Here is a 19389-nt window from a genome sequence, read left to right as displayed (position 1 = left end):
GTCAACTGGCCTCCCGTTTGAGCCTGCGCCGCTCCCGCTCGGAAAGTCCTCCCCAAATACCGAACCTTTCGTCGTGTTCGAGGGCGTATTCGAGACATTCCGAACGTACTTCACATCCGGCGCAAATACGTTTCGCCTCGCGAGTGGAACCACCTTTTTCCGGAAAGAACGCTTCCGGGTCCGTTTGGGCGCACAGCGCGCGTTCCTGCCAGTCCTGATCTTCCTCCGCCTCGATCAGTCCGGCCAGAATGTCGAGCTCGGCGACGCGAGCGTCCTCCCCCGCTGTCAGACCTTCCTGCTCGGTCCGCAACATTTGAACCTCCCCCGTTAAATTTTTCCGTTCCCGCGGCCCTCCCCAGGACTCACGGGACGTGATGAACCGGACAACCGGTTCGGCGTGGCCGGAATACCGGCCGCCGAACGAAATCGCGATCACGCCATCGCGGTTCGTCCGACCGTGCACTTACCGGGCCTCCCGTCACCCGGCACCGCCGATCAGGTGATCGGTTTCCCCATCCCACCGAGTCAACCGATCAATCTTCCAGCGGTAAATAACACCAATGTGATTACACCCGTGTAGCCCGCCACGGTCAAGCTGAGACCATCCCGTAGAGGGACGGTTCCACCTACCGAAGGAGCAGAACGGGGTAACCGGAACAGTCCAACGGGGATACTCCCTCCGGACCGCTCAAGATCCGCTGATCCAGAAATACCACCGATGCGGCGACGACGCCCGGCGAGCGACCGGGAGACTGGTGGGGTGCGAAACACCCCGACGCGTATCAGCCCACTGTTCCTCGCCCTGCTGGCGGCCACGGTCCTCGGCGGAGTGCTGGCCACCTCGGAAAACCGGGTGCTGATCATCACCGGAGTCGTGCTCCTCGTGCTCGGCGGCTGGGCCACCTCGCTGTGCCTGCACGAGTTCGGGCACGCCGTCGCCGCGCTGCGCGGCGGTGACCGCGAGGTGCGGGCGAAGGGCTATCTCACCCTCGACCCGAGGCGCTACACCGATCCGGTGCTGAGCCTGTTACTGCCGATCCTGTTCGTGCTCATCGGCGGCATCCCGCTTCCCGGCGGGGCGGTGTGGATCAACCACGCGGCGCTGCGTTCCAAACGGGACGAGGCGAACGTCTCACTGGCCGGTCCGGCGATGAACCTGCTGCTGGGGATCGGGCTGACCGCCTCGGTGGCCACGATCACGATGCCGTTCGGACTGGCGGCGGGGCTGTCCTACCTGGCCTTCCTGCAGGTGATCGCCTTCGTGCTCAACATCCTGCCGGTCCCGGGGCTGGACGGCTACGGCGCCATCGAGCCCTGGCTCTCGCCCAAGGCTCGGCACTTCGGCGAACAGGCCCGGCCGTGGGCGCCGCTGGGGATCGTCCTGATCCTGTTCGTGATCCCCGGAGCGAGCTACGTCTTCTTCAACGGCGCGGAAGCGCTGTTCAACGCGGTCGGCGGCGAGACCCGCCTCTACCTGTACGGCAATCTGTACTTCCGGTTCTGGGAGTGACGCTGGTCGCGTGACCCGCCAAGGAAGGGCACACCGGGCGGCCCGACGGCTCGCTCAGCACCGTTCGGCGCAGGAAGAATTCACCAAGCCGCGGGACAACCCCCGCTTCGCCCCGTGGGAGGATTCGGGACGTGAAGGTCGCAGTACTGGTCGGCGGAGTCGGTGGAGCGCAGTTCCTGCTCGGCGTCAAGAAGGCCCTGGGGCTACCCCCGGTCGGCGAGCCCGAGGAGTCCGCACCGCACGAGATCTCCGCGATAGTCAACATCGCCGACGACGTCTGGATGCACGGGCTGCGGGTGTGCCCGGACCTGGACACCTGCATGTACACCCTCGGTGGTGGCATCGACACCGCCAAAGGATGGGGCCGCGAGTCGGAGACCTGGTCGGTCTCCGAGGAACTGGCCGCCTACGAGGCCGAGCCCACCTGGTTCGGCCTGGGTGACCGCGACATCGCCACCCACCTGATCCGCACCAGGATGCTGCGGGCCGGGTATCCGCTGTCGGAGATCACCGAGGCGCTCTGCGACCGGTGGCGGCCGGGCGTGCGGCTGCTGCCGGTGACCGACGACCGCGTCGAGACGCACGTGGCGATCGAGGACCCCTCCGGCTCGGGTGCGCGAGCGGTGCACTTCCAGGAGTGGTGGGTGCGCTACGGCGCCAGGCCAGAGGCCGGCGCGATCGTTCCGGTCGGCGCGGACGAGGCGACCGCCCACGAGGGGGCGACCAAGGCGATCAGCGAGGCCGACATCGTGCTGGTGGCGCCGTCCAACCCGGTGGTCAGCATCGGGACGATGCTGGCCGTGCCGGGGGTACGTACCGCGCTGCGCGACACGACGGCGGCCGTGGTCGGCCTCTCCCCGATCATCGGCGGCGGGGCGGTGCGCGGCATGGCCGACGCCTGCCTGCGCGCGATCGGCGTGAGCAGCACCGCCCAGGCGGTGGGCGAGCACTACGGTTCCCGCTCCACATCCGGGGAGGGCATCCTGGACGCCTGGCTGGTCCACAGCACCGACACCGCCCAGGTGCCGGGCGTGGCGACCCGTTCGGTGCCGCTGCTCATGTCGGACAACGCGGCGAGCGCGGAGATGGCGCGCGCGGCCTTCGACATCGGCGGGGTGGCCGCTCCGGAGGTGACCGCATGAACGATCACGCCGCCGACGAGGAACTGCGGGTCCACTCCGTTCCGGGACTGCCGGAGTTCGCGGAGGGTGACGATCTCGCGGGGGCACTGCTCGAGGCCGCTCCCTGGTTGCGCGACGACGACGTCCTGGTGATCACCAGCAAGGTCGTGTCCAAGATCGAGGGCCGGGTCATGGACACTCCGTCGGATCCCGAGGAGCGGGACACGCTGCGACGGGAGCAGGTGCTGGCCGAGGCCGACCACGTGCTGGCCCGCAAGGGCAGGACGCTGATCACGCAGAACAAGCTGGGCATAGTGCAGGCCGCCTCCGGGGTGGACGCGTCCAACGTGGCCACCGACCAGATCGCGCTGCTGCCCCGCGACCCCGACGCCACGGCGGAGCGGCTGCGCGCCGAGCTGGCCGAGCGGGCCGGGGTACGGGTCGCCGTGGTGATCACCGACACGATGGGGCGAGCCTGGCGGCTCGGCCAGACCGACATGGCGATCGGTTCGGCGGGCGTGGCGGTGCTGCACCGCTACGCGGGCTCCACCGACTCGCTCGGCAACGAGCTGGAGGTCACCGAGGTGGCGGTGGCCGACGAGATCGCCGGGGCCGCCGACCTGGTCAAGGGCAAGCTGGGCAGGACCCCGGTCGCGGTGGTTCGCGGGATCGACGAGCGCGCCGACGGTTCGCGAGCGGGTGACCTCGTGCGAACCGTCGAGGAGGACCTGTTCCGGCTGGGAACCGCCGAGGCGATCGCACAGGGGCGCGGTGAGGCGGTGCTGCTGCGCCGCTCGGTGCGGGAGTTCGCCGACACACCGGTGGACGCTGAGGCGCTGCGTCGGGCCGTGGGAGCGGCGCTGACCGCGCCCGCCCCGCATCACACCCGACCGGTGCGGTTCGTGTGGCTGCGGGACCGCGCGCTGCGCGGCAAGCTGCTGGACGCGATGCGGACCGCGTGGCTGGAAGACCTCCGCGCGGACGGGCTGTCCGAGGAGCGGGCCCGCCGCCGCGTGGGGCGCGGGGACCTGCTCTACGACGCGCCGGAGCTGGTGGTGCCGTTCCTGCTCCGGGACGGCGCGCACGACTACCCGGACGAGCGCCGCACCGACGCCGAACGGTCGATGTTCGTGGTGGCGGGCGGAGCAGCCGTGCAGAATCTGCTGGTCTCGCTGGCCACCGAGGACATCAGTTCCTGCTGGGTGTCCTCGACGCTGTTCTGCCCCCAGGTGGTGCGGAACACGCTGGAACTGCCCGAGCGCTGGGAGCCGCTGGGTGCGGTGGCCGTGGGGTACCCGGCCGAGCCACACGAAGGGCCACGAGAGCCGCGCGATCCGGAAGAGGGTTTGGTGGAGCTTTGAACGGGCCGCACACCGACGCGTTGCACACGCTGGAGGACTGGACACCGCCCACACTGGCCGGTGGTGGACCCGATCCGGGTCAGGAGGCGCTGCGGCACGCCTTCGTGGCCCTGCTGCGGGCGCGTGGGGACGCCTGCCTGCGGGAGTGCGAGCCGGGGCACGTGACCTCCTCGGCGCTGGTGCTGGACGACAGCGGCGAGCACACCATGCTGACGCTGCACCCCAGGGTCGGCCGCTGGTTGCAGCTGGGCGGGCACTGCGAACCCGCGGACGAGACGCTGGCCGCGGCGGCACTGCGGGAGGCCTCCGAGGAGTCCGGCGTCGAGGGGTTGGTGGTCGATCCCGACCCGGTGCACCTGGACGTGCATCCGGTCACCTGCTCGTTGGGCAAACCGACCCGGCACTTCGACGTGCGGTTCGTGGTACGCGCACCGGCGGGTGCCGTACCGCTACGCAGCGAGGAGTCGGTGGACCTGCGCTGGTGGCCGTTGGGATCACTGCCCGGCGGTGGCGATCTCACGCCGCTGGTGACCGCCGCGTCCTCCCGGCTGGGCGGCGATTTCGCGAGAGATTGACGGCCGCGCGGGTAGCGGGAACGCTGCTTCCTCCGGGCTGATTCGGTCCCGGATCCGCTATCCGAACGCTGGTTCGACACCCGAGCACTCGGAACACGCCGACCGGAACGAGCACCCATGAACCACCCGGCCACACTGCCGCCCTGCCCCGATCCGCATACCGGGCAGCCTCGACCACCGCACGCACCGCTGGCTAGAGACCGCAACCGGAACGCGGCGACCGAGCGGGGCAAGCAGCACAAGGCACCGCGACCTCCGCACGGGGCATCTCCGATGATCGAGTGGTTCCACCACTCCCGGTTACGCTCCCTGCTGACCAGATTGACCCTGGTCTCCGTCATCTTCGTGATCGGCGTCTTCATGGGCGGGGTCGACCTGCCACGAGTGCTGGTTTTCTGGGGCACGCTGGGTACCTGGGCGTTGATTTCCGGGCTACGCAAGCACAATCCGAGCCTGTCCGCCGGGGTCGACTGGTTGGCCCACGAGAACGGGAACTTCGTGCTGACCTACCGGCTCGCCTCGGTCGAAGTAACCGGAACGAAGCTGCACCAGTCGCTGCGGCTCGTCGACGTCCACGGCAACGAGTTCTCCTCCTATCTCGACGATCCGCAGCGGAACACCGAGATGTGGGACCTCGTCTACAACGGCATCCTGCACTCGGTGCACATCAACGGGGCCACGATCAGCCAATCCGCCCGCGATTCACTCGAACTCGACAACCCGATGCGGTTTAAGGGATGAAGAGTTCCCGGGGAACCGCCACGAAGCGGTGAGCAGCCGGAGAAGTCGGTTCCGTGGCAACTCCCGGTCTTTCGTGCTCGCCGGTTCAATCCGCGCACCCCTCGTTCGGCTCGGTGGGCATGCCGGAGCGATCGGATGAGTCGGCATCGAGGCGGATCAGGTGCATCGTTCGCCCCCTGGAGAGCAGGCGCAGCGCCGACTCCGGGCTGCGGAACCTTCCGTGGAGCCCGCCGTGCTGCGCGAACACCTCGGTTCCGTCCTCGTGGGACAGCCCCCAGTAGCACACGACGCCGTCGGCCCGGTCGCCGATCTCCTCGCACAACGCGAACACCTCGGGCGCGCTCGCCCGCACCAGGTCGGCCAGCAGCTCCCGGAACTCCTCATGAGTGCCGAGCGGGGCGAGCTCGGACTCGTCCACCAAGTGTTCGTCGGTATCGTCGCCGTGCCCATCCACCGCGTTCGAAGTGCCACCGTCGATCATCGCCGTCTCCTCGGGTCATTGTAATCGATGACACAGTAGACGCTATAGCTATGGTCATAGCTATGCGATCGCCCAATCGCATGAGGGCAGTGGATTACACCCAATTGGGGAAATGATCGCGAGATCGTCAGACTTGGGGTGAGGTCAGGAGGTATCGGTGGAACGTAGTGACCCCTCAGCGCTTCGTTGGTTGATCGGCAACGAGCTTCGGCACTACAGGAACGAAGCGGGTAAGACGGCCGCCTCGGCGGCGAAAACGATCGGATGCTCAGCGGGAAAGATCACCCATCTGGAGACGGGGCGATACCAGCAGCAACCGGACGAGATCAGTGCACTGCTCGACTTCTACGGAGTGGCCCGGCACGACATCGAGCGCTTGACCTCACTGGCCGCCAGCTCCAACTCGCACACTTGGTGGGCTCCGTGGGCGAACGTGGTTCCGGACTGGCTCAAGACCTTCGTGGGCTTGGAAGGCTTGGCACGTTCCGAGTTCAACTACGAAACAGCCCTGTTGCCGGGACTGATGCAAACAGCGGCTTACGCGCACGCCGCCACCAACTCGACCGGATTCGTACGACCGGACCACAGCGAACGGTTCGTTTCCTTCCGAGTGACACGCGCGCAACGGCTGTCGCAGGAGGATCCACTCAACCTGCACGCGGTCATCGAGGAATCGGCACTGCGACGCCGGATCGGTGACAGCGATACGCGTCGCGAGCAGTACCGCCATCTACTCGAACTCGGCGACCAACCGAACGTGACCATCCAGATCATCCGAGCGCAGGACGGCGCGCACGCGGGTGTGAGCGGGCCGTTCTTCCTGCTCCACTTCGACGCCGCTCGCCCCATCGTCTACAACGAACTACTCGAAGGAGCCGTGTATCTGCAGAACCCCGACCAAGTGAGCACGTATACGATGGCGGCGAAGAATCTTCAGGAAATCGCGATGCAGCCCGAGGATTCCCTCGCGCTGGTCGAGGAGCTGCTCCACGACTGACCGAGAGGTGAACGATGACCGGCAAGTACTACCACGACCTCGACTGGCGGGTCTCCAGCTACAGCGGCAACAACGGCGCGTGCGTCGAAGTCGCGGCACTGCCCGGCGCGGTCGCTACCCGCGACTCCAAGGACCGCCAGGGCGCAGCACTGACCTTCGACCACCAGCAGTGGCGGAACTTCCTGCACAGCCTGCGCGGGTAAGCACCAGGAAAGCCCCGGACACGACGATCCAACGCCGCTGGTGACGGCCGCGTCCTCCCGGCTGGGCGGCGATTTCGCGAGAAATTGACGGCCGACCGGGGCCGCGGCCGGGTACTACCTCAGCGGTCGTTCACCGCACCGCGCAGTGTTTCCAGGAAGTCGAGCCACCGCGCCTCGGTGAAACGCAGCGCCCCGTGCTCGGGAGCCTTCGAGTCCCGCACGGCCACCGCGTCACCGCCCAGTCCGACCTCGACGCAGTTCGCGCCGTTGCTGGTGTAACTGGAAGTACGCCAGGTTAACCGATCCATCGCATTCCTTCCGTAGTCAGCTCAACGCTCGCGCTCGTCTCGCGATCTCGTCGATCGACTCCTCTTGGGTGAGCGCGACCGAGCAGAGCCTCTCAGCGGCTTTTCCGTAAGCCGCTACCTGATTCTCGTCCTGGATGTAGATCGCACCGTTCGGATACTCGATGTAGCCCACCGACTTCGCTTCCTCGAAGTCGAGCACGCTGAACTCACCGTCGAGACCGTCGTGTACCGGCACGGACAACGGCATCACGTGCATGGTCACGTTGTCCCGAGTTGCGAGTTCGAGCAAGTGCCGCAGTTGCGAGGCCATCACTTCCGCCCCACCGACGAGTCGGTCGAGCACCGACTCCTCTATGACCGTCTGGAAGTTGAGCGGCGAGTTCCCGTCGAAGAGTCGCTGCTGACGCTCCATCCGGAGCTTGACGACGCGTTCGGCGTCGATAGCGCTCACTCGAAGATTGTCGGCCAACAGGGCCTGCGCGTAATCCGGAGTCTGCACCAGTCCCGGCAGTGCCAGCGGTTCGTACATGAACTCTCGTGTGGCCAGACCCTCCAGCCCGACGAATGTCTTCATCCAGTCCGGCACCACGTCCGAGAAGGCGGCCCACCAGGTTCCCTGATCGGCTCTGCCGGAGAGTGAAGCCAACCGGTCGATCTGCGCCTCGTCGGCTGCGTAGAACCGCAGCAACGTGGTCACTTCCTCGGGATGTTGCTGGTTACGGCCGATCTCCAGATAGTTGATCTTCGAGTGGGTACACCCGAGTGCCTTGGCGGCAGCACTCTGAGTTTTCCCCGAAGCGATACGTGCGAGACGTAGCTCGTTGCCTATCAACCAGCGCAACGCGGACGGATCTGATCTGTCGGCCACCAACGAACCTCCGTGTGCTCACCCGCTTCCAGCTTCAGTTTCCCAGCATCGTGTGCGTCCCCTGGAATTCACCTACTTGTGGCACTTACACCGGCACATGTGCCTAGTAACGTGCCAAAGAGTCGACCGGGGCTAGCTGAGCGAGAACTCTTCCCCACGAACAGCTATCGAGTCGACCTCACTCATGAAAAGCGAGGAAAGGAACGACCATGACGCTTCCCGAGGAAACGCTGCGCTGGCGGGGACCGGTGGTGTGGTGGCAGCCGGTGGCGGGTTGGCGACACGCGCTGTCGCCGGAACTACGTCCCCGGCAGGGTCAGCGACGAACGACGCTGTGCGACGAGGACGTCGTACTGATCGACCCGACCGAGGTGGACTGGCTGATGCCCACCTGCGACACCTGCATGTCGCTGGCCTGTGGCCGGATGGAACAGCGACGCCTGCACGAGGACGAGGAAGCGCGACGCCGAGCCGCGATCCGCCGTCTGACGGGTGAGAGTGAATGAGCGCGCCCCGGGAGGAACACCGGCTCATCGGCGATCCCGTTCCGGCGCGCATGCGGATCTCGCCGGAGACTACCGGGGTCGGGCACCGAATCACTTCGGCCAGCGCCGAGAGCACCACAGCACCCGAACGCACCGAACCGGAACGACGATTCGAGGAATGATCCCGCGCGTGGCGGCACGGATCGCGTCGTGCCGCCGGCCTACTGTGATGCTCGGCACGAAACCGCTCATCCTGAGTAGTCTCCCCCTGTCGATCTCGCACTTCAGAGTGACACCCTGCCGAATGATTCACTTTCGGCCGGCTGGGGAGGACCGTTGGCGATCGGCGACGAACACGTACTTCGGCAGCACGAGTCGGAGGCTCCTGCGGTTATCGGCGCGGATTACATCGCCGAACGCGAAGGCGTGGAACCGACTCCCGCCTATCTCCCGTCGAAACGGGTGCTGAAACAGGACACCGAGGTCACCTTCGACCTGCGCAGGTTGGCCGACGGCAGGTTGGCGGTGCTGGCCTACTCTTCGCTGGATTCGCTGGTCTCCTGCTGCGGGGAACTACAGCCCTGGGCCTCGCTGCCAATGGACAAGGTCGAGGAGATACAGCGGCGCAGCGGCGCGGACCTCGTGCTTTGGGACGCTCAGCTTCCCGACGAGCAGCGCAACGACGTCGAGGAGGAGAGTCGGCAGTGAGCGGGACGCACATGGATCCGGGGGAACTCACCGGATTGGCCAACAAGCTGCGCAACGCCGCGACGAGTCTGGACGACACACCGCCACCCCCGCCCGCACCCGACGTGGGCGAAGCGACCGAGGCTGTCGCGGGCGCGATGGCGCTGCTGACCGGTTCGACGGCGGGAATCGTCGAAGGGCTCGGTGCGGCGGGCGACGCGGTCGCCGAGGGACGCGACCTCTACGAGGAGACGGATCGTTCCAACGCCGAACGGTTCCACGGCCAACCGGGCTGACCACTGGGGAGCGACACTCATGCCACTCGATCTGGAGATCCGCGGGAACCCGTCGAGCATCCGCGACAGTGCCCGCTGGATGAACACCGTCTCGGAGTCCGTACACGAGACCGGCACTCAGGTCACCCGCGCTCGCAACGGCTCGGAGGGCGCCTGGTCCGGCGCGGCCGGGGACTCGTTCCGCGCTGTGATGAGCAAGGTGGGTCCCGAGGTCGACGAGGTCGCCGAGGACCACGCGGCGATGTGCAGGGAACTGAACAAGTTCGCCGACGAGCTGGACACCGCCCAGCAGCGCATGCGACGTGCCCGCGAGGTCGCGCGAGAAGCCGGTCTGACGGTGACCGAGCAGCGCATTATGGAGCCGGGACAGGAACCGGCCGCCCCGAAACCGCTGCCTGACGATCGCCCGGCCACTCCGGAGGAAAAGCAGGCCCACGCCTCGGCCACCCAGGCGCAGGCCGCCTACGCGCGCAAGGTCCGCGCCTACCAGGAGTGCAGTCAGATCGTCACCGAAGCACGCGAGCAGCACAACAGCGCACTCGGCGTGCTGAACAGGTTCGTCTCCGGGCTCGTGGAGAAGAGTCCCTTCACCATCACCGACTTCACCACCGGCCTGGCGGGTGCGGTGGCCGGAAGCACCAGCGCGATGCGGGCAGCGGCGGTCGAGATCGCCGACAGCGGCAAGATCGCACGAGCCGAGAAACTGATGCACAGCCCGAATCTGGGGCTGCGCAACCAGACTCGCGCCGCCGCCATCCACGTCCGCAACCAGGTGAACAAGACGGCGATGGAGAACAAGGCCACCGCGACCCGGACGGCGCGGCTGGTCGACAAGCTGAGTCCGAGCGTGAAGAAAGCTCTCCAGCTGAACATGAACTTCGGCGTGCGTCCCGAGAACGTCGGCAACAAGTTACTCCGGGGCAGTCTCCGCACCGCGAGCAGACTCCCCGTCGTCGGGCTGGGGATAACCGGATTCAGCATCGGCTACGATGTCCAAACCTCGGACAAATCGGTGGGCGAGAGCGCAGCGATCAATCTCGGCGGCTACGCTGCCGGTTCCGCTGCCACCGCCGGGCTGCTCGCCATGAGCACCCCGGTCGGCTGGGCCGTGGCAGGCGGCGTCGTGGTCAGCGTCGGCGTCGGCTTCGCCATCGACGAATGGGGCGACGACGCCGTGGACGCGGTGGGCGACGCCGCGAGCTGGACCGGCGACAAGCTCGGCGACGCCGCGGGCGCGGTCGGCAATTTCGTCGGTGACATCTTCTGAAACGAGCACCAATGAGCCACACAGCCGGACTGCCACCAAAACCCGATCCCCGAACCGGGCAACCACGGCCCCCACGCGCGCCGCTGGAGCCCGAGTGGAAGAGAGCCGAGAAGAAACGTTCGGGTGGGGAGAACAAAGCTCCGCAAGCTCCGCAAGGTGAGTATCCCGTACTTGAATGGTTCTACCCGGCCCGTGGCCAATCCCTCGGTATCGGGCTGACGATATCGCTCATCGTCTTCGTGTTCGGAGTCATCAGAGACAGCGGGTTCGGATGGATGACGACGTGGTGGCTCTGGTTGTTCATAGTTCCGTGGCCGTTCATCACGTTGCTGACAGGGCGCAACACGCGCATGTCGGCAGGAAGCGGCTGGCTTCGTTACGGGAAGAACGGCTTCATCGGAACGTACGAACTCACCTCGGTGAAGGTAACCACGGAAGGCGCTTCCCGAGTACTACAGCTGAACGACGCCGCAGGACGAGAACTTTCCGCACAGCTCAACGATCTTCAACGGAACCGCGAGCTGTGGGACCTCGTCTACAACGGAATCCTGCACTCGGTGCGCGGCAACGGAGCCGAGACCAACAAACTCGCCCGGACCTTCCTCGACCTCGACAACCCGCTACGGTTCCGGGGAGAGTGAGCGGCGCCGTCGCCGCCCGCGACTCCGAGGGCCGCCAGGGCGCGGTGCTGACCTTCGAACACCAGCAGGGGCGGGTCTTCCCGCACAGCCTGCGCGGCTGAGGGCTGACCGTAGATTTCTCGCGAAATCGCCGGCTCACCCATGGCGCATCGCTCGTTCACCGAACCGGGATCGTCTCAACCGGGGAATTTCGTAAACCGCCCGATGCTGGCCCTGGGGGTGGGGTCACCCCACCCACTCGTAGCTCGGGTCCTCCTTCCACTCCCGTTCCGACGAGTTCGGTGTCGATACGATCACCCGCTGCTCGGCGAAATGCTCATTTCGGACCGCTCTCCTGCCCCGGAGCTTCCTCACGGGCCGCGCGCACTGTCTCGACGATCTCGTCCATGCTCAGCGGGCCCCCGCCCACCGGCGGCAGCTCGGTCAGTTCGACGTTGCGCGCGAACCGCGTTTCTTCCTCCGTCATCCGCCCCCTCAACAGTCGTGTGAGAAGCGCACGCCACCGGCGGGCAACTCCACGCCGGGCCAGACGCGCACACCTTCGAGCAGTTCACAGCCCGCGCCGATCACGGCACCGTCGGCGACCACCGCACCACGCAGCACCGTGCCCGCGCCGATCACGGCGCCCGCCCCCACGACGCTGTCGGTGATCTCGGCACCGGCGTCCACCCTGGCCCCGTCGAACAGTGTGGCCGCCGAAAGCGCGGCCCGCTCGGACACCACGCAGTCAGCACCGACCGTGGTGCCGTCACGCAGCGAGGCAGTCCCGGCGATCGATGCTCCGGGCAGCACCAGCGACTCCCCCACCCGGCCGTCGAGCGCCTCCGTGGGAGCGACGCCCCGCACCAGATCGGCCGAGCCGCGCGCGAACGCGGCGGGCGTCCCCAGATCGAGCCAGTAACTGGAGTCCACGTAGCCGTGCAACCGCGCTCCGGACTCCAGCAGCCCCGGGAACGTCTCCCGCTCCACCGAGACCGGTCTGCCCTCGGGAATCCCGTCGATCACCTCGCGACGAAAGACGTAGCACCCCGCGTTGACCTGGTCCACGGGCGGGTTCGGCGTCTTCTCCAGGAAAGCGGTCACCCTGCCGTTCTCGTCGGTGGGCACACAACCGAACCGGCCGGGATCGTCCACCCTGACCAGATGCAGTGTGACGTCGGCCGCATCCGCGCGGTGCTCGCCCAGCAGCGCGGGCAGGTCCACTCCCGACAGGATGTCGCCGTTGAACACCAGCACATCGGGCTCACGCAGCCGGTCCGCCACGTTGCGAATCGCACCGGCGGTGTCCAGCGGCTCGTGCTCCACCACGTACTCCAGCTCCAGCCCCATCCCGGAGCCGTCGCCGAAGTACTCGGTGAAGGTCTCGGCCCGGTAGGAGGTACTGAGTATCACCCTGGTGACGCCCGCCGCCCGGATCCGCGAGAGCAGGTGGGTCAGGAACGGCACCCCGGCCGTGGGCAGCATCGGTTTGGGGGCGGACAGGGTCAACGGACGCAACCGCGTACCTCGGCCTCCCACGAGCACCACGGCCTCCGCGCCGCCTGCCGGCGGGTGGTCGTCGGGACTCGTCATCGCCATGCACCTCCCCGGACCGAGGGTCCGCTCGATACGACTCGCACGGATGATCGCCGCCTACACCACGGCGACTTCATTCGGTCGTCGAATTCGACCAACTCATCACCCTGACGTAGGAATCCATGAGGAATACTCTGGCAGTAGCAGCACCAACCTGGTATGGCGCCCCTGGTCGGCACGGTCCGCCAATGCGAAACCACGCGGTGTCGGACACTCTGTCACGATGGACCGGCCACCACGGGGTCGAGCCGTGAGGTCGGCCGACTCGGGACCGGCTAATCCACCGGACGCGGACGGGCCACGCTGCGGCTGAAAATCCACCGGCCAGCATTGAGAGGGACCCATGGACCCCCGCAACCGAGCCGACGAATCACTTGCTCGTGCGCGGGCACGAGGAGCGTTCGTCGTCACACCGGACAGCGCCACCTCACCGATGGACGCGGCGCAGACCGTGCGCATCCCGCGCGACGCGGTGCGTGACCTGGAGCAGGAGGAAACCGACTCCACGCAGCTCATCCAGGACTCGACGGGCCAGTCCTCCCAGCGGGCGCAGCGGACCAGTCAGCAGGCACAGCAGAACCCCCACCGGGAGCAGAGCGATCAGCGGGACCAGCGTCCCGCGCAAGGAGCGCAGGAGAACGCACGGCAGCCGGAGCCACCACGGCCGGAACAGCAACGACCGGAGCAGCGCCCCGGTGCCGAGCAGCCGACGACCGAACAGCGAGCCTGGCCCACCTACGACGCCGACCTTCCCACCGCGCCGCACCGGATCGACAACGCCGCCTACCAGCACGACCCCCGGCACAGTCCACAGCGGTTCGACTGAGTGGTATCCGTAGCGGAATCCGCTTACCCGGGAGAAAAACCCACCGGATGGTCGTGCCCTTCGGCTCCCGAACCGAACTCCACCACCCTCGCGAGCGGCACCGCTGCGGCCCTCCCCGCAGCGGCGGCAATTTCCCGCGAAATCGCCGGGCCAGTGCGGGGGTGCGGGCGTCAATTTCCCGCGAAATCGACGCCCCCGAAACCGCCGCGGGTTCTCCCGTGCGGCTCTCGCGAGGAAGGCCCGACGTTGGTAGGTCGCTACCCGATCTCGGGTCTCCCCGCAGCGAGAGCCGTGCGAGAGGTTCCGCCACGGAACCATCCCAGCAGCTGAGGTGGAACGCGCTGCTACGAACGGTCGGAGTCGCGCGCGACGAACCGTGCGCGTGCGTCCAGCGCGGCCCGCAACGCGACGCGCAGCGGTGCGCGGGTCGGCCCGGGATTCCGGTCGGCGAGATAGCGATAGGCGCTGCGATGGTGTTCGCGCAGCATCGTCCCCGAGGAACGGGCGGTGGCGTGCCCACCGATGTGTGTCACCTCACTGTCCGGCACGTACACGTTGAGCCAGCCCGCTCGACCCAACCGGTCGCCGAGGTCGACGTCCTCGAAGTACATGAAGTAGCGCGGATCGAAACCGGTCACCGAATCCAGCGCGGCACGCCGCAGCAGCAGGCAGGAGCCGGACAACCATCCGGCCGTGCGCTCGGCGGAGCTGTCGGTGGACTGCCGGTAGGCGCGGCTGAACGGGTTGTCGGGCCATATCCCGCCCAGCAGGGCGTGCCCGGCACCGTGCCCCAGCGAGGGCAGCGCTCGGGCCGAGGGGTAGACGCTGCCGTCCGGTTCCCGGATCAACGGGCCGAACGCACCGCCGCGCGGCCAGCGTTCGGTGGCCGCCAGCAACTCGTCGAGGCTGCCCGCGCTCCACTCGACGTCGGGATTGGCCACGACCACCCAACCGATGTCGTCGCCCAACTCGGCGATGCCGCGGTTCGCGGCCGATCCGTAACCCAGGTTGGCGCCCATCCTCGCCAGCTCCACGCCGGGGCGCTGCGCGGCGCGCTCGGGGGAGCCGTCGGTGGAGCCGTTGTCGGCGAGGATCACGCTGAGCTGCCGGTCGGTGGCCTTGGGCAGGGTCTCCAGAAAACGGTCCAGCGTGTTGCCGGGCGAATAGGTGACGGTGACGACGGCGAGTCCCTCGCCGTAACTGTGGGAGTCGCGCACGTCGTCATTCTCACGCATGGCGCCGAACCGAGCGCCCCCGGGAGCCGCCGACCGCGACGCTCGACCAGGAGGCTGCTGGGGCGCGGTCGCGCCGCACGACGCATCGGGGCGGAGTGTTCGCCCCGGTTACAGCGATTTCCCCGACCACAGCGGTTTCACCGATCACAGCGGTTTCCCCGATCACAGCGGTTTCACCGATTGCGCCGGTGCAGGTACTCGGCGTGCTCGTAGGCGGCGCGATGCCTGTCCGCGCAGTCGGACCAGGTGAACTCCTTGGCGCGCTGCTGCGCCGCGCTGGACAGTTCGGAACGACGTACCGGGTCGTCGAGCAGCTCACTGATTCCGTGCGCGATGCCTCGTTCCGCCACGCCGCAGTAGGCCACCGCGTCTCCGCCCACCTCCGGCAGGCTGAGCCTTCGGGTGGTGAGAACGGCCGCACCGCAGGCCATGGCTTCCAGCACCGGAAGCCCGAACCCCTCACCGAGGCTCGGGTAAGCCACCACGGCCGCACCACCGAGAAGACCGGCCAATCGGTCGAACGGTTGGTAACCGGCACGAATCACCCGAATGCGGTGTGGCACCGATTCGAGCGCGCGTTCCACGCTGGTGTCCCACCCCGGCTGTCCGGCCAGCACCAGAGCGGGGGCATCACGACGGCCTGCGACCGCGCGCGCGAACCCCCGGATCAGCGCCGGAACGTTCTTGCGCGGCTCCAACGCCCCCAGAAAGGCCACATAGGGCTGATCGCCGAGTCCGAGGGAGCGCCGAACCGCGGTGACCTCCTCGGGGGCGGGCGGGTGGAACCGCTCCGGGTCCACCCCGTGATACATCACCCGCAGCCGGGTGGCACTGGCCCCGGCCGCGCGTACCAGCTCGTTGGAGGTCGCTCTGCTGGGCACCACGCAAACCGTGGCACGGCGCAGCGCCGCCCGGGTCCAGGCACGGAAGAACCGCGCCTTGACCGGCGAGTGCAGCGGGGCGTCGGAGAAGAACGTCGCGTCGTGCAGGGTCACCACCGAAGCGCTGGTGTTGGCCAGCGGAACGGTGTAGTGCGGGGAGTGCACCACACGAGCGTTCAGGCGTCTGGCCAGCCTCGGCAAGGTGGTCTGTTCCCAGGAGAGCCGGGCAGTGCGGGTGACGACCGACTCGGCGGCGGGCACTATCCGGGTGTGCGGCGCGATCGTGCCGTAGAGCTCGGCGTCGCGTGGCTGGCAGGCCACGCTCATCGGGGTTCCGGCGGTGTCCAGCGCGGCGAGCAGGGAATCGACGTATCTGCCGACGCCACCTCGGTCCGCGGGTACGGCGGTGGCGTCGATAAGCACGTGTGGATCTCCTCGGTGCACGTGAGCAGCCTAGGAGGTAGCGCTCGGTCGCCGTGGCGGGATGGTGAAATCCGCTGTCGCCAAGCCCGAAATGTGACAGCGATCCCACCCGTTGTGGGGATTGCTCACCGAGCTTCGGGGCGCGGAGGGTGGTTCGCGGCGTGCACCGCCCCGGTGTGCAGTCGCCAGACACGGCGGGCGGTCTCGTGCCAGTCGAACCGGCTCGCCCGGGACTTACCGGCTTCGACCATCCCGGCCGAGCGACGTCGATCATCGAACACCTCGCGCAGCGCCAGCGCGAGTGCGGCGGTGTCCGCCCTGGGCACGGTGATTCCGGCTCCGTCGGCGAGTTCCACGAGCGCGGGAGCGTCGGAATGCACCACCGGGATTCCGGCCGCCATCGCCTCCAGCACGGGCAGTCCGAACCCCTCGGCCATGCTCGGCGCCACCAGCGCGGCCGAGCGACGCAGCAGCACAGCCAGGTCGCTGTCCTCGACGGGGCCGAGATACCGGAGCCTGTCGGGCGGGAGCCCGTGGCGAGCCGCGAGATCCGACAGCGAGACATCGCCCCAGCCGGGTGCGCCCACCACCAGCAGTGGAACGTCCGGGGCTTCCGGCTCGGCCAACGCACGGATCAACCACTCGTAACCCTTGCGGGGCTCGATGGTGCCCACGGCGAGCAAGTATCTCGGAGGCAGTCGCAGTCGACGTGCCGTCTCCCTCGCCGACTCCTCCGCCTCCCCGGCTTCCGCTGCGTCGGGGGGCAGCACGGCGGTGCTGACCCCCTCGCCGATCACCTCGATCCGTGTGGTGCTCGGGACACGTCGCCGCAGGTCAGCGGCGACCGCCTCGCTGGGCACCACCAGCGAGTCAGCCTTTCGCGCCGCTCTGGACACGGCCCGGCGGTGCCAGATCGCGCCACGGGCGGTGAGGGTCTGGGGGTGGGTCCAGGGCACCGTGTCGTGCACGGTCACGACCAGCCCACGGCCGGGCGCGACCGGCGGGAACAGCGGGGTTGGGGCGTGCACCGAATCGGCCGAGAGGCGAGGCCACCGGCCGTACTGCCAGGCCAGGGTCAACGCCCGCCGTGGCAGCGGCAGCACTTCCGGGCCGCCCACACCGTCGACCTCGGCGCGGGCCGGATCACCGTCGGAGCTGACGACCGTACTCACCTCCCAGCCGGCCGGAGCAGTGGCCGCCAGCGCGCGCAGCAACTCGCGGGTGTAGCGCCCGGTGCCGCCCGGTACCGGCGCCAGTAACTGCTCGGCCACGACAACCAGCTTCGGCACAGCCGCCCCCAGTCCACACGTCTCACCGACCGCTGCCCGTCAGACAACCACATCCGCGATCGGGGTGAGGCGATAGGCTTCGTACGTGACCGTGGAGCAGGCCCGCAGCACGATCGTGGTGGTGACCTGGCGCGGTGCCGAGCACATCGGAGCGTGTCTGGACGCGCTCGCCCGGCAGCGGAACCACCGGCTGCTGGTGGTGGACAACGCCTCCGACGACGGCACGGACGAGCTGCTGGCGCGGCACCCCTCGGCTCCCGAGGTGTTGCGGCTGCCCCACAATCTGGGCTATGCGGGCGGTCTCGCGGCTGCTTTCCGGCTGGTGCGGACGCCCTACTTCGGCTGGCTCAACGACGACGCCGCACCGGCACCGGGCTGGCTGGCCACACTGGAGGAGGCGTTGGACCGCGACCCCGGTACCGGAGCCGCGGCCAGTCGAATGTGGAACGAGCGGGGGCCACTCTCCAGCGGTATCCGGCTGACCGGCACGGGACACGGCACCGACACCGTGGCGGGGGACGGCACCGAGGCCGCGGACATCGCCGGTACCGGGGACGAGGTGTTCGGGTTCTGCGGCGGCGCGGCCCTGCTGCGCTCTTCGGCGCTCTCGGCGGTCGGCGGCATCCCGGCCGACTACTTCTGCTACTACGAGGACACCGACACTTCCTGGCGACTGCGGCTGGCCGGGTACGGGATCGCGCGGACCACCGCGAGCTGCGAGCACTCGCACGGTTGCTCATCGGATCTCGGATCGGCACGGTTCCACCGCTGGAACGAGCGCAACCGGCTGCTGACGCTGCTGCGTTGTGCGCCTGTGGAGATCGCCCTGCGGGAACTGCTGCGGTTCGGCGCGATCACGCTCGCGCTGCCCTGGCGCAGGCTGCGCCAGCGGCGAGTTCCGGACGCCGCGAACTTCCGGGTGCCGCTGCGGCTGGGAGTACTGGCGGAAGTGGCCGCGGGGGCACCGACGACGTTGCGGCAGCGACGCGGCATCACCGAAGTGTGTGTGGTCGCTCGTCGCCGCCTTTGGCGGAGCTGGGCCGGGAAGTGAGCCACGCAGGCCCGCCTTCCCGGCCGGGAGATCAGGTTTCGGCGGGCTCCTTGGAGCTGAACATCTGGTAGAGCCGGACACAGGCGGGCACTCCCACCATGAATCCGAACAGCATCACGGCCAGCATCACGGGCACCCCGAGCCATATGTTCGGCTCGTAATCGGCCCGAAACACCTCCGGTCGAGTGCTGGTGGTACCGGCACCACCGCTTCTGATGGCCCGCCGGACCACCGCGACTTCCTCACCGACATCGCCGGGCTTGAGCTGCGAACCCGAGACCTCCCACATCTCCGTCGTGCCGTCCCGCCAGGTCACCCGCGCCTGACAGATGTAACCGAAACCAACGATGTTGCCCCGCTCCGGAGCCTCCGACTCCGTGATCGGACCGTCGAACCGGCACTGCTGCGCCACAGCCGTGCCACGAGCCGTCACTTCCGAACCGACAACCCCGAAACCGAAGAACGGGATCACCACGAGGATCCCCGACAGGAACAGTGCCACCCCGACCGGCACCAGCAACACATCACGAACGAAACGAACAACACGCACGCCGAACTCTTCCTCCCC

At 68.0% G+C, this 19389-nt stretch carries 25 protein-coding genes; 15 read left to right on the top strand and 10 right to left on the bottom strand.

What is annotated here, in order from left to right; all coding sequences use genetic code 11:
- Position 1: 1 nt before the first annotated feature.
- Positions 2-313, bottom strand: coding sequence for a WhiB family transcriptional regulator (locus ACOQFL_RS20630; RefSeq protein ID WP_435545843.1), 312 nt, complete (start codon positions 311-313; stop codon positions 2-4).
- A gap of 447 nt (positions 314-760) precedes the next feature.
- On the opposite strand from ACOQFL_RS20630, the gene ACOQFL_RS20625 reads away from it, so the two are divergent.
- The 5 genes from ACOQFL_RS20625 (at position 761) to ACOQFL_RS20605 (ending at position 5308) form a co-directional block, all read left to right on the top strand.
- A complete protein-coding gene (locus ACOQFL_RS20625; RefSeq protein ID WP_435545842.1) occupies positions 761-1510 on the top strand; it encodes a site-2 protease family protein in 750 nt (249 codons plus the stop codon).
- A 131-nt stretch (positions 1511-1641) separates the two neighbouring features.
- Entirely contained in the window at positions 1642-2652 is a 1011-nt protein-coding gene (cofD, locus tag ACOQFL_RS20620; protein ID WP_435545841.1) for a 2-phospho-L-lactate transferase, read from the top strand.
- On the top strand, positions 2649-3992 hold the full coding sequence (locus tag ACOQFL_RS20615; protein WP_435545840.1) for a coenzyme F420-0:L-glutamate ligase: 1344 nt from the start codon (positions 2649-2651) through the stop codon (positions 3990-3992). The genes cofD and ACOQFL_RS20615 overlap by 4 nt, the downstream gene beginning before the upstream one ends.
- Complete coding sequence (locus ACOQFL_RS20610) at positions 3989-4567, top strand: NUDIX hydrolase (protein WP_435545839.1); 579 nt, start codon at positions 3989-3991, stop codon at positions 4565-4567. Before ACOQFL_RS20615 ends, ACOQFL_RS20610 begins: the two co-directional genes overlap by 4 nt.
- A gap of 273 nt (positions 4568-4840) precedes the next feature.
- A complete protein-coding gene (locus tag ACOQFL_RS20605) occupies positions 4841-5308 on the top strand; it encodes a hypothetical protein (protein WP_435545838.1) in 468 nt (155 codons plus the stop codon).
- Between the two features lie 85 nt (positions 5309-5393).
- Here the strand turns inward: ACOQFL_RS20605 and ACOQFL_RS20600 are convergent, their stop codons facing one another.
- Positions 5394-5789: a hypothetical protein gene (locus ACOQFL_RS20600; protein WP_435545837.1), complete on the bottom strand. Its 396-nt coding sequence runs from the start codon at positions 5787-5789 to the stop codon at positions 5394-5396.
- A gap of 157 nt (positions 5790-5946) precedes the next feature.
- Between ACOQFL_RS20600 and ACOQFL_RS20595 the strand changes: the two genes are divergently transcribed.
- Both ACOQFL_RS20595 and ACOQFL_RS20590 read left to right on the top strand, forming a co-directional pair.
- The gene (locus tag ACOQFL_RS20595) at positions 5947-6786 is read left to right on the top strand and encodes a helix-turn-helix domain-containing protein (protein WP_435545836.1); all 840 of its coding nucleotides are present in this window, start codon (positions 5947-5949) and stop codon (positions 6784-6786) included.
- A 14-nt stretch (positions 6787-6800) separates the two neighbouring features.
- A complete protein-coding gene (locus ACOQFL_RS20590; protein ID WP_435545835.1) occupies positions 6801-6989 on the top strand; it encodes a DUF397 domain-containing protein in 189 nt (62 codons plus the stop codon).
- Between the two features lie 119 nt (positions 6990-7108).
- Here the strand turns inward: ACOQFL_RS20590 and ACOQFL_RS20585 are convergent, their stop codons facing one another.
- Positions 7109-7297, bottom strand: coding sequence for a DUF397 domain-containing protein (locus ACOQFL_RS20585; RefSeq protein ID WP_435545834.1), 189 nt, complete (start codon positions 7295-7297; stop codon positions 7109-7111).
- 16 nt (positions 7298-7313) lie between these two features.
- Positions 7314-8165 carry a helix-turn-helix domain-containing protein gene (locus tag ACOQFL_RS20580; protein WP_435545833.1) on the bottom strand — a complete coding sequence of 284 codons (852 nt, stop codon included), beginning with the start codon at positions 8163-8165 and terminating at the stop codon, positions 7314-7316.
- Positions 8166-8374: 209 nt separating this feature from the next.
- On the opposite strand from ACOQFL_RS20580, the gene ACOQFL_RS20575 reads away from it, so the two are divergent.
- From ACOQFL_RS20575 to ACOQFL_RS20550, 6 genes are all read left to right on the top strand, one after another.
- On the top strand, positions 8375-8671 hold the full coding sequence (locus ACOQFL_RS20575; RefSeq protein ID WP_435545832.1) for a zinc finger protein: 297 nt from the start codon (positions 8375-8377) through the stop codon (positions 8669-8671).
- A complete protein-coding gene (locus tag ACOQFL_RS20570; protein WP_435545831.1) occupies positions 8668-8832 on the top strand; it encodes a hypothetical protein in 165 nt (54 codons plus the stop codon). The genes ACOQFL_RS20575 and ACOQFL_RS20570 overlap by 4 nt, the downstream gene beginning before the upstream one ends.
- A gap of 154 nt (positions 8833-8986) precedes the next feature.
- Positions 8987-9358, top strand: a complete 372-nt coding sequence (locus tag ACOQFL_RS20565) for an SAV_915 family protein (RefSeq protein WP_435545830.1) — start codon at positions 8987-8989, stop codon at positions 9356-9358.
- Positions 9355-9633: a WXG100 family type VII secretion target gene (locus ACOQFL_RS20560; protein ID WP_435545829.1), complete on the top strand. Its 279-nt coding sequence runs from the start codon at positions 9355-9357 to the stop codon at positions 9631-9633. The genes ACOQFL_RS20565 and ACOQFL_RS20560 overlap by 4 nt, the downstream gene beginning before the upstream one ends.
- A 19-nt stretch (positions 9634-9652) precedes the next feature.
- On the top strand, positions 9653-10900 hold the full coding sequence (locus ACOQFL_RS20555) for a WXG100 family type VII secretion target (protein ID WP_435545828.1): 1248 nt from the start codon (positions 9653-9655) through the stop codon (positions 10898-10900).
- A gap of 11 nt (positions 10901-10911) precedes the next feature.
- Positions 10912-11541, top strand: coding sequence for a hypothetical protein (locus ACOQFL_RS20550; protein ID WP_435545827.1), 630 nt, complete (start codon positions 10912-10914; stop codon positions 11539-11541).
- A 316-nt stretch (positions 11542-11857) separates the two neighbouring features.
- Here ACOQFL_RS20550 and ACOQFL_RS20545 read toward each other — a convergent pair whose 3' ends face one another.
- Together ACOQFL_RS20545 and manB are read right to left on the bottom strand one after the other, a co-directional pair.
- Positions 11858-12007, bottom strand: a complete 150-nt coding sequence (locus ACOQFL_RS20545; RefSeq protein WP_435545826.1) for a hypothetical protein — start codon at positions 12005-12007, stop codon at positions 11858-11860.
- Between the two features lie 8 nt (positions 12008-12015).
- Positions 12016-13113 (bottom strand): mannose-1-phosphate guanylyltransferase, encoded by a 1098-nt coding sequence (manB, locus tag ACOQFL_RS20540; protein WP_435545825.1) that lies wholly within the window; start codon positions 13111-13113, stop codon positions 12016-12018.
- A 346-nt stretch (positions 13114-13459) separates the two neighbouring features.
- On the opposite strand from manB, the gene ACOQFL_RS20535 reads away from it, so the two are divergent.
- Positions 13460-13942, top strand: a complete 483-nt coding sequence (locus ACOQFL_RS20535) for a hypothetical protein (RefSeq protein ID WP_435545824.1) — start codon at positions 13460-13462, stop codon at positions 13940-13942.
- A gap of 344 nt (positions 13943-14286) precedes the next feature.
- Here ACOQFL_RS20535 and ACOQFL_RS20530 read toward each other — a convergent pair whose 3' ends face one another.
- The 3 genes from ACOQFL_RS20530 to ACOQFL_RS20520 form a co-directional block, all read right to left on the bottom strand.
- On the bottom strand, positions 14287-15177 hold the full coding sequence (locus ACOQFL_RS20530) for a glycosyltransferase family 2 protein (protein WP_435545823.1): 891 nt from the start codon (positions 15175-15177) through the stop codon (positions 14287-14289).
- Positions 15178-15350: 173 nt separating this feature from the next.
- Positions 15351-16481 carry a glycosyltransferase family 4 protein gene (locus tag ACOQFL_RS20525; RefSeq protein WP_435545822.1) on the bottom strand — a complete coding sequence of 377 codons (1131 nt, stop codon included), beginning with the start codon at positions 16479-16481 and terminating at the stop codon, positions 15351-15353.
- Positions 16482-16606: 125 nt separating this feature from the next.
- Entirely contained in the window at positions 16607-17770 is a 1164-nt protein-coding gene (locus tag ACOQFL_RS20520; RefSeq protein ID WP_435545821.1) for a glycosyltransferase family 4 protein, read from the bottom strand.
- Positions 17771-17855: 85 nt separating this feature from the next.
- Here ACOQFL_RS20520 and ACOQFL_RS20515 point away from each other — a divergent pair, with 85 nt between their 5' ends.
- Positions 17856-18821, top strand: coding sequence for a glycosyltransferase family 2 protein (locus ACOQFL_RS20515; RefSeq protein WP_435545820.1), 966 nt, complete (start codon positions 17856-17858; stop codon positions 18819-18821).
- Positions 18822-18852: 31 nt separating this feature from the next.
- Here the strand turns inward: ACOQFL_RS20515 and ACOQFL_RS20510 are convergent, their stop codons facing one another.
- Positions 18853-19371, bottom strand: a complete 519-nt coding sequence (locus ACOQFL_RS20510) for a DUF6346 domain-containing protein (protein WP_435545819.1) — start codon at positions 19369-19371, stop codon at positions 18853-18855.
- Positions 19372-19389: the final 18 nt, after the last annotated feature.

The sequence above is a fragment of the Actinopolyspora sabaoui genome (assembly GCF_051225635.1).
Lineage (GTDB): Bacteria > Actinomycetota > Actinomycetes > Mycobacteriales > Pseudonocardiaceae > Actinopolyspora.
This window is presented reverse-complemented; position numbering and strand designations above follow the sequence as displayed.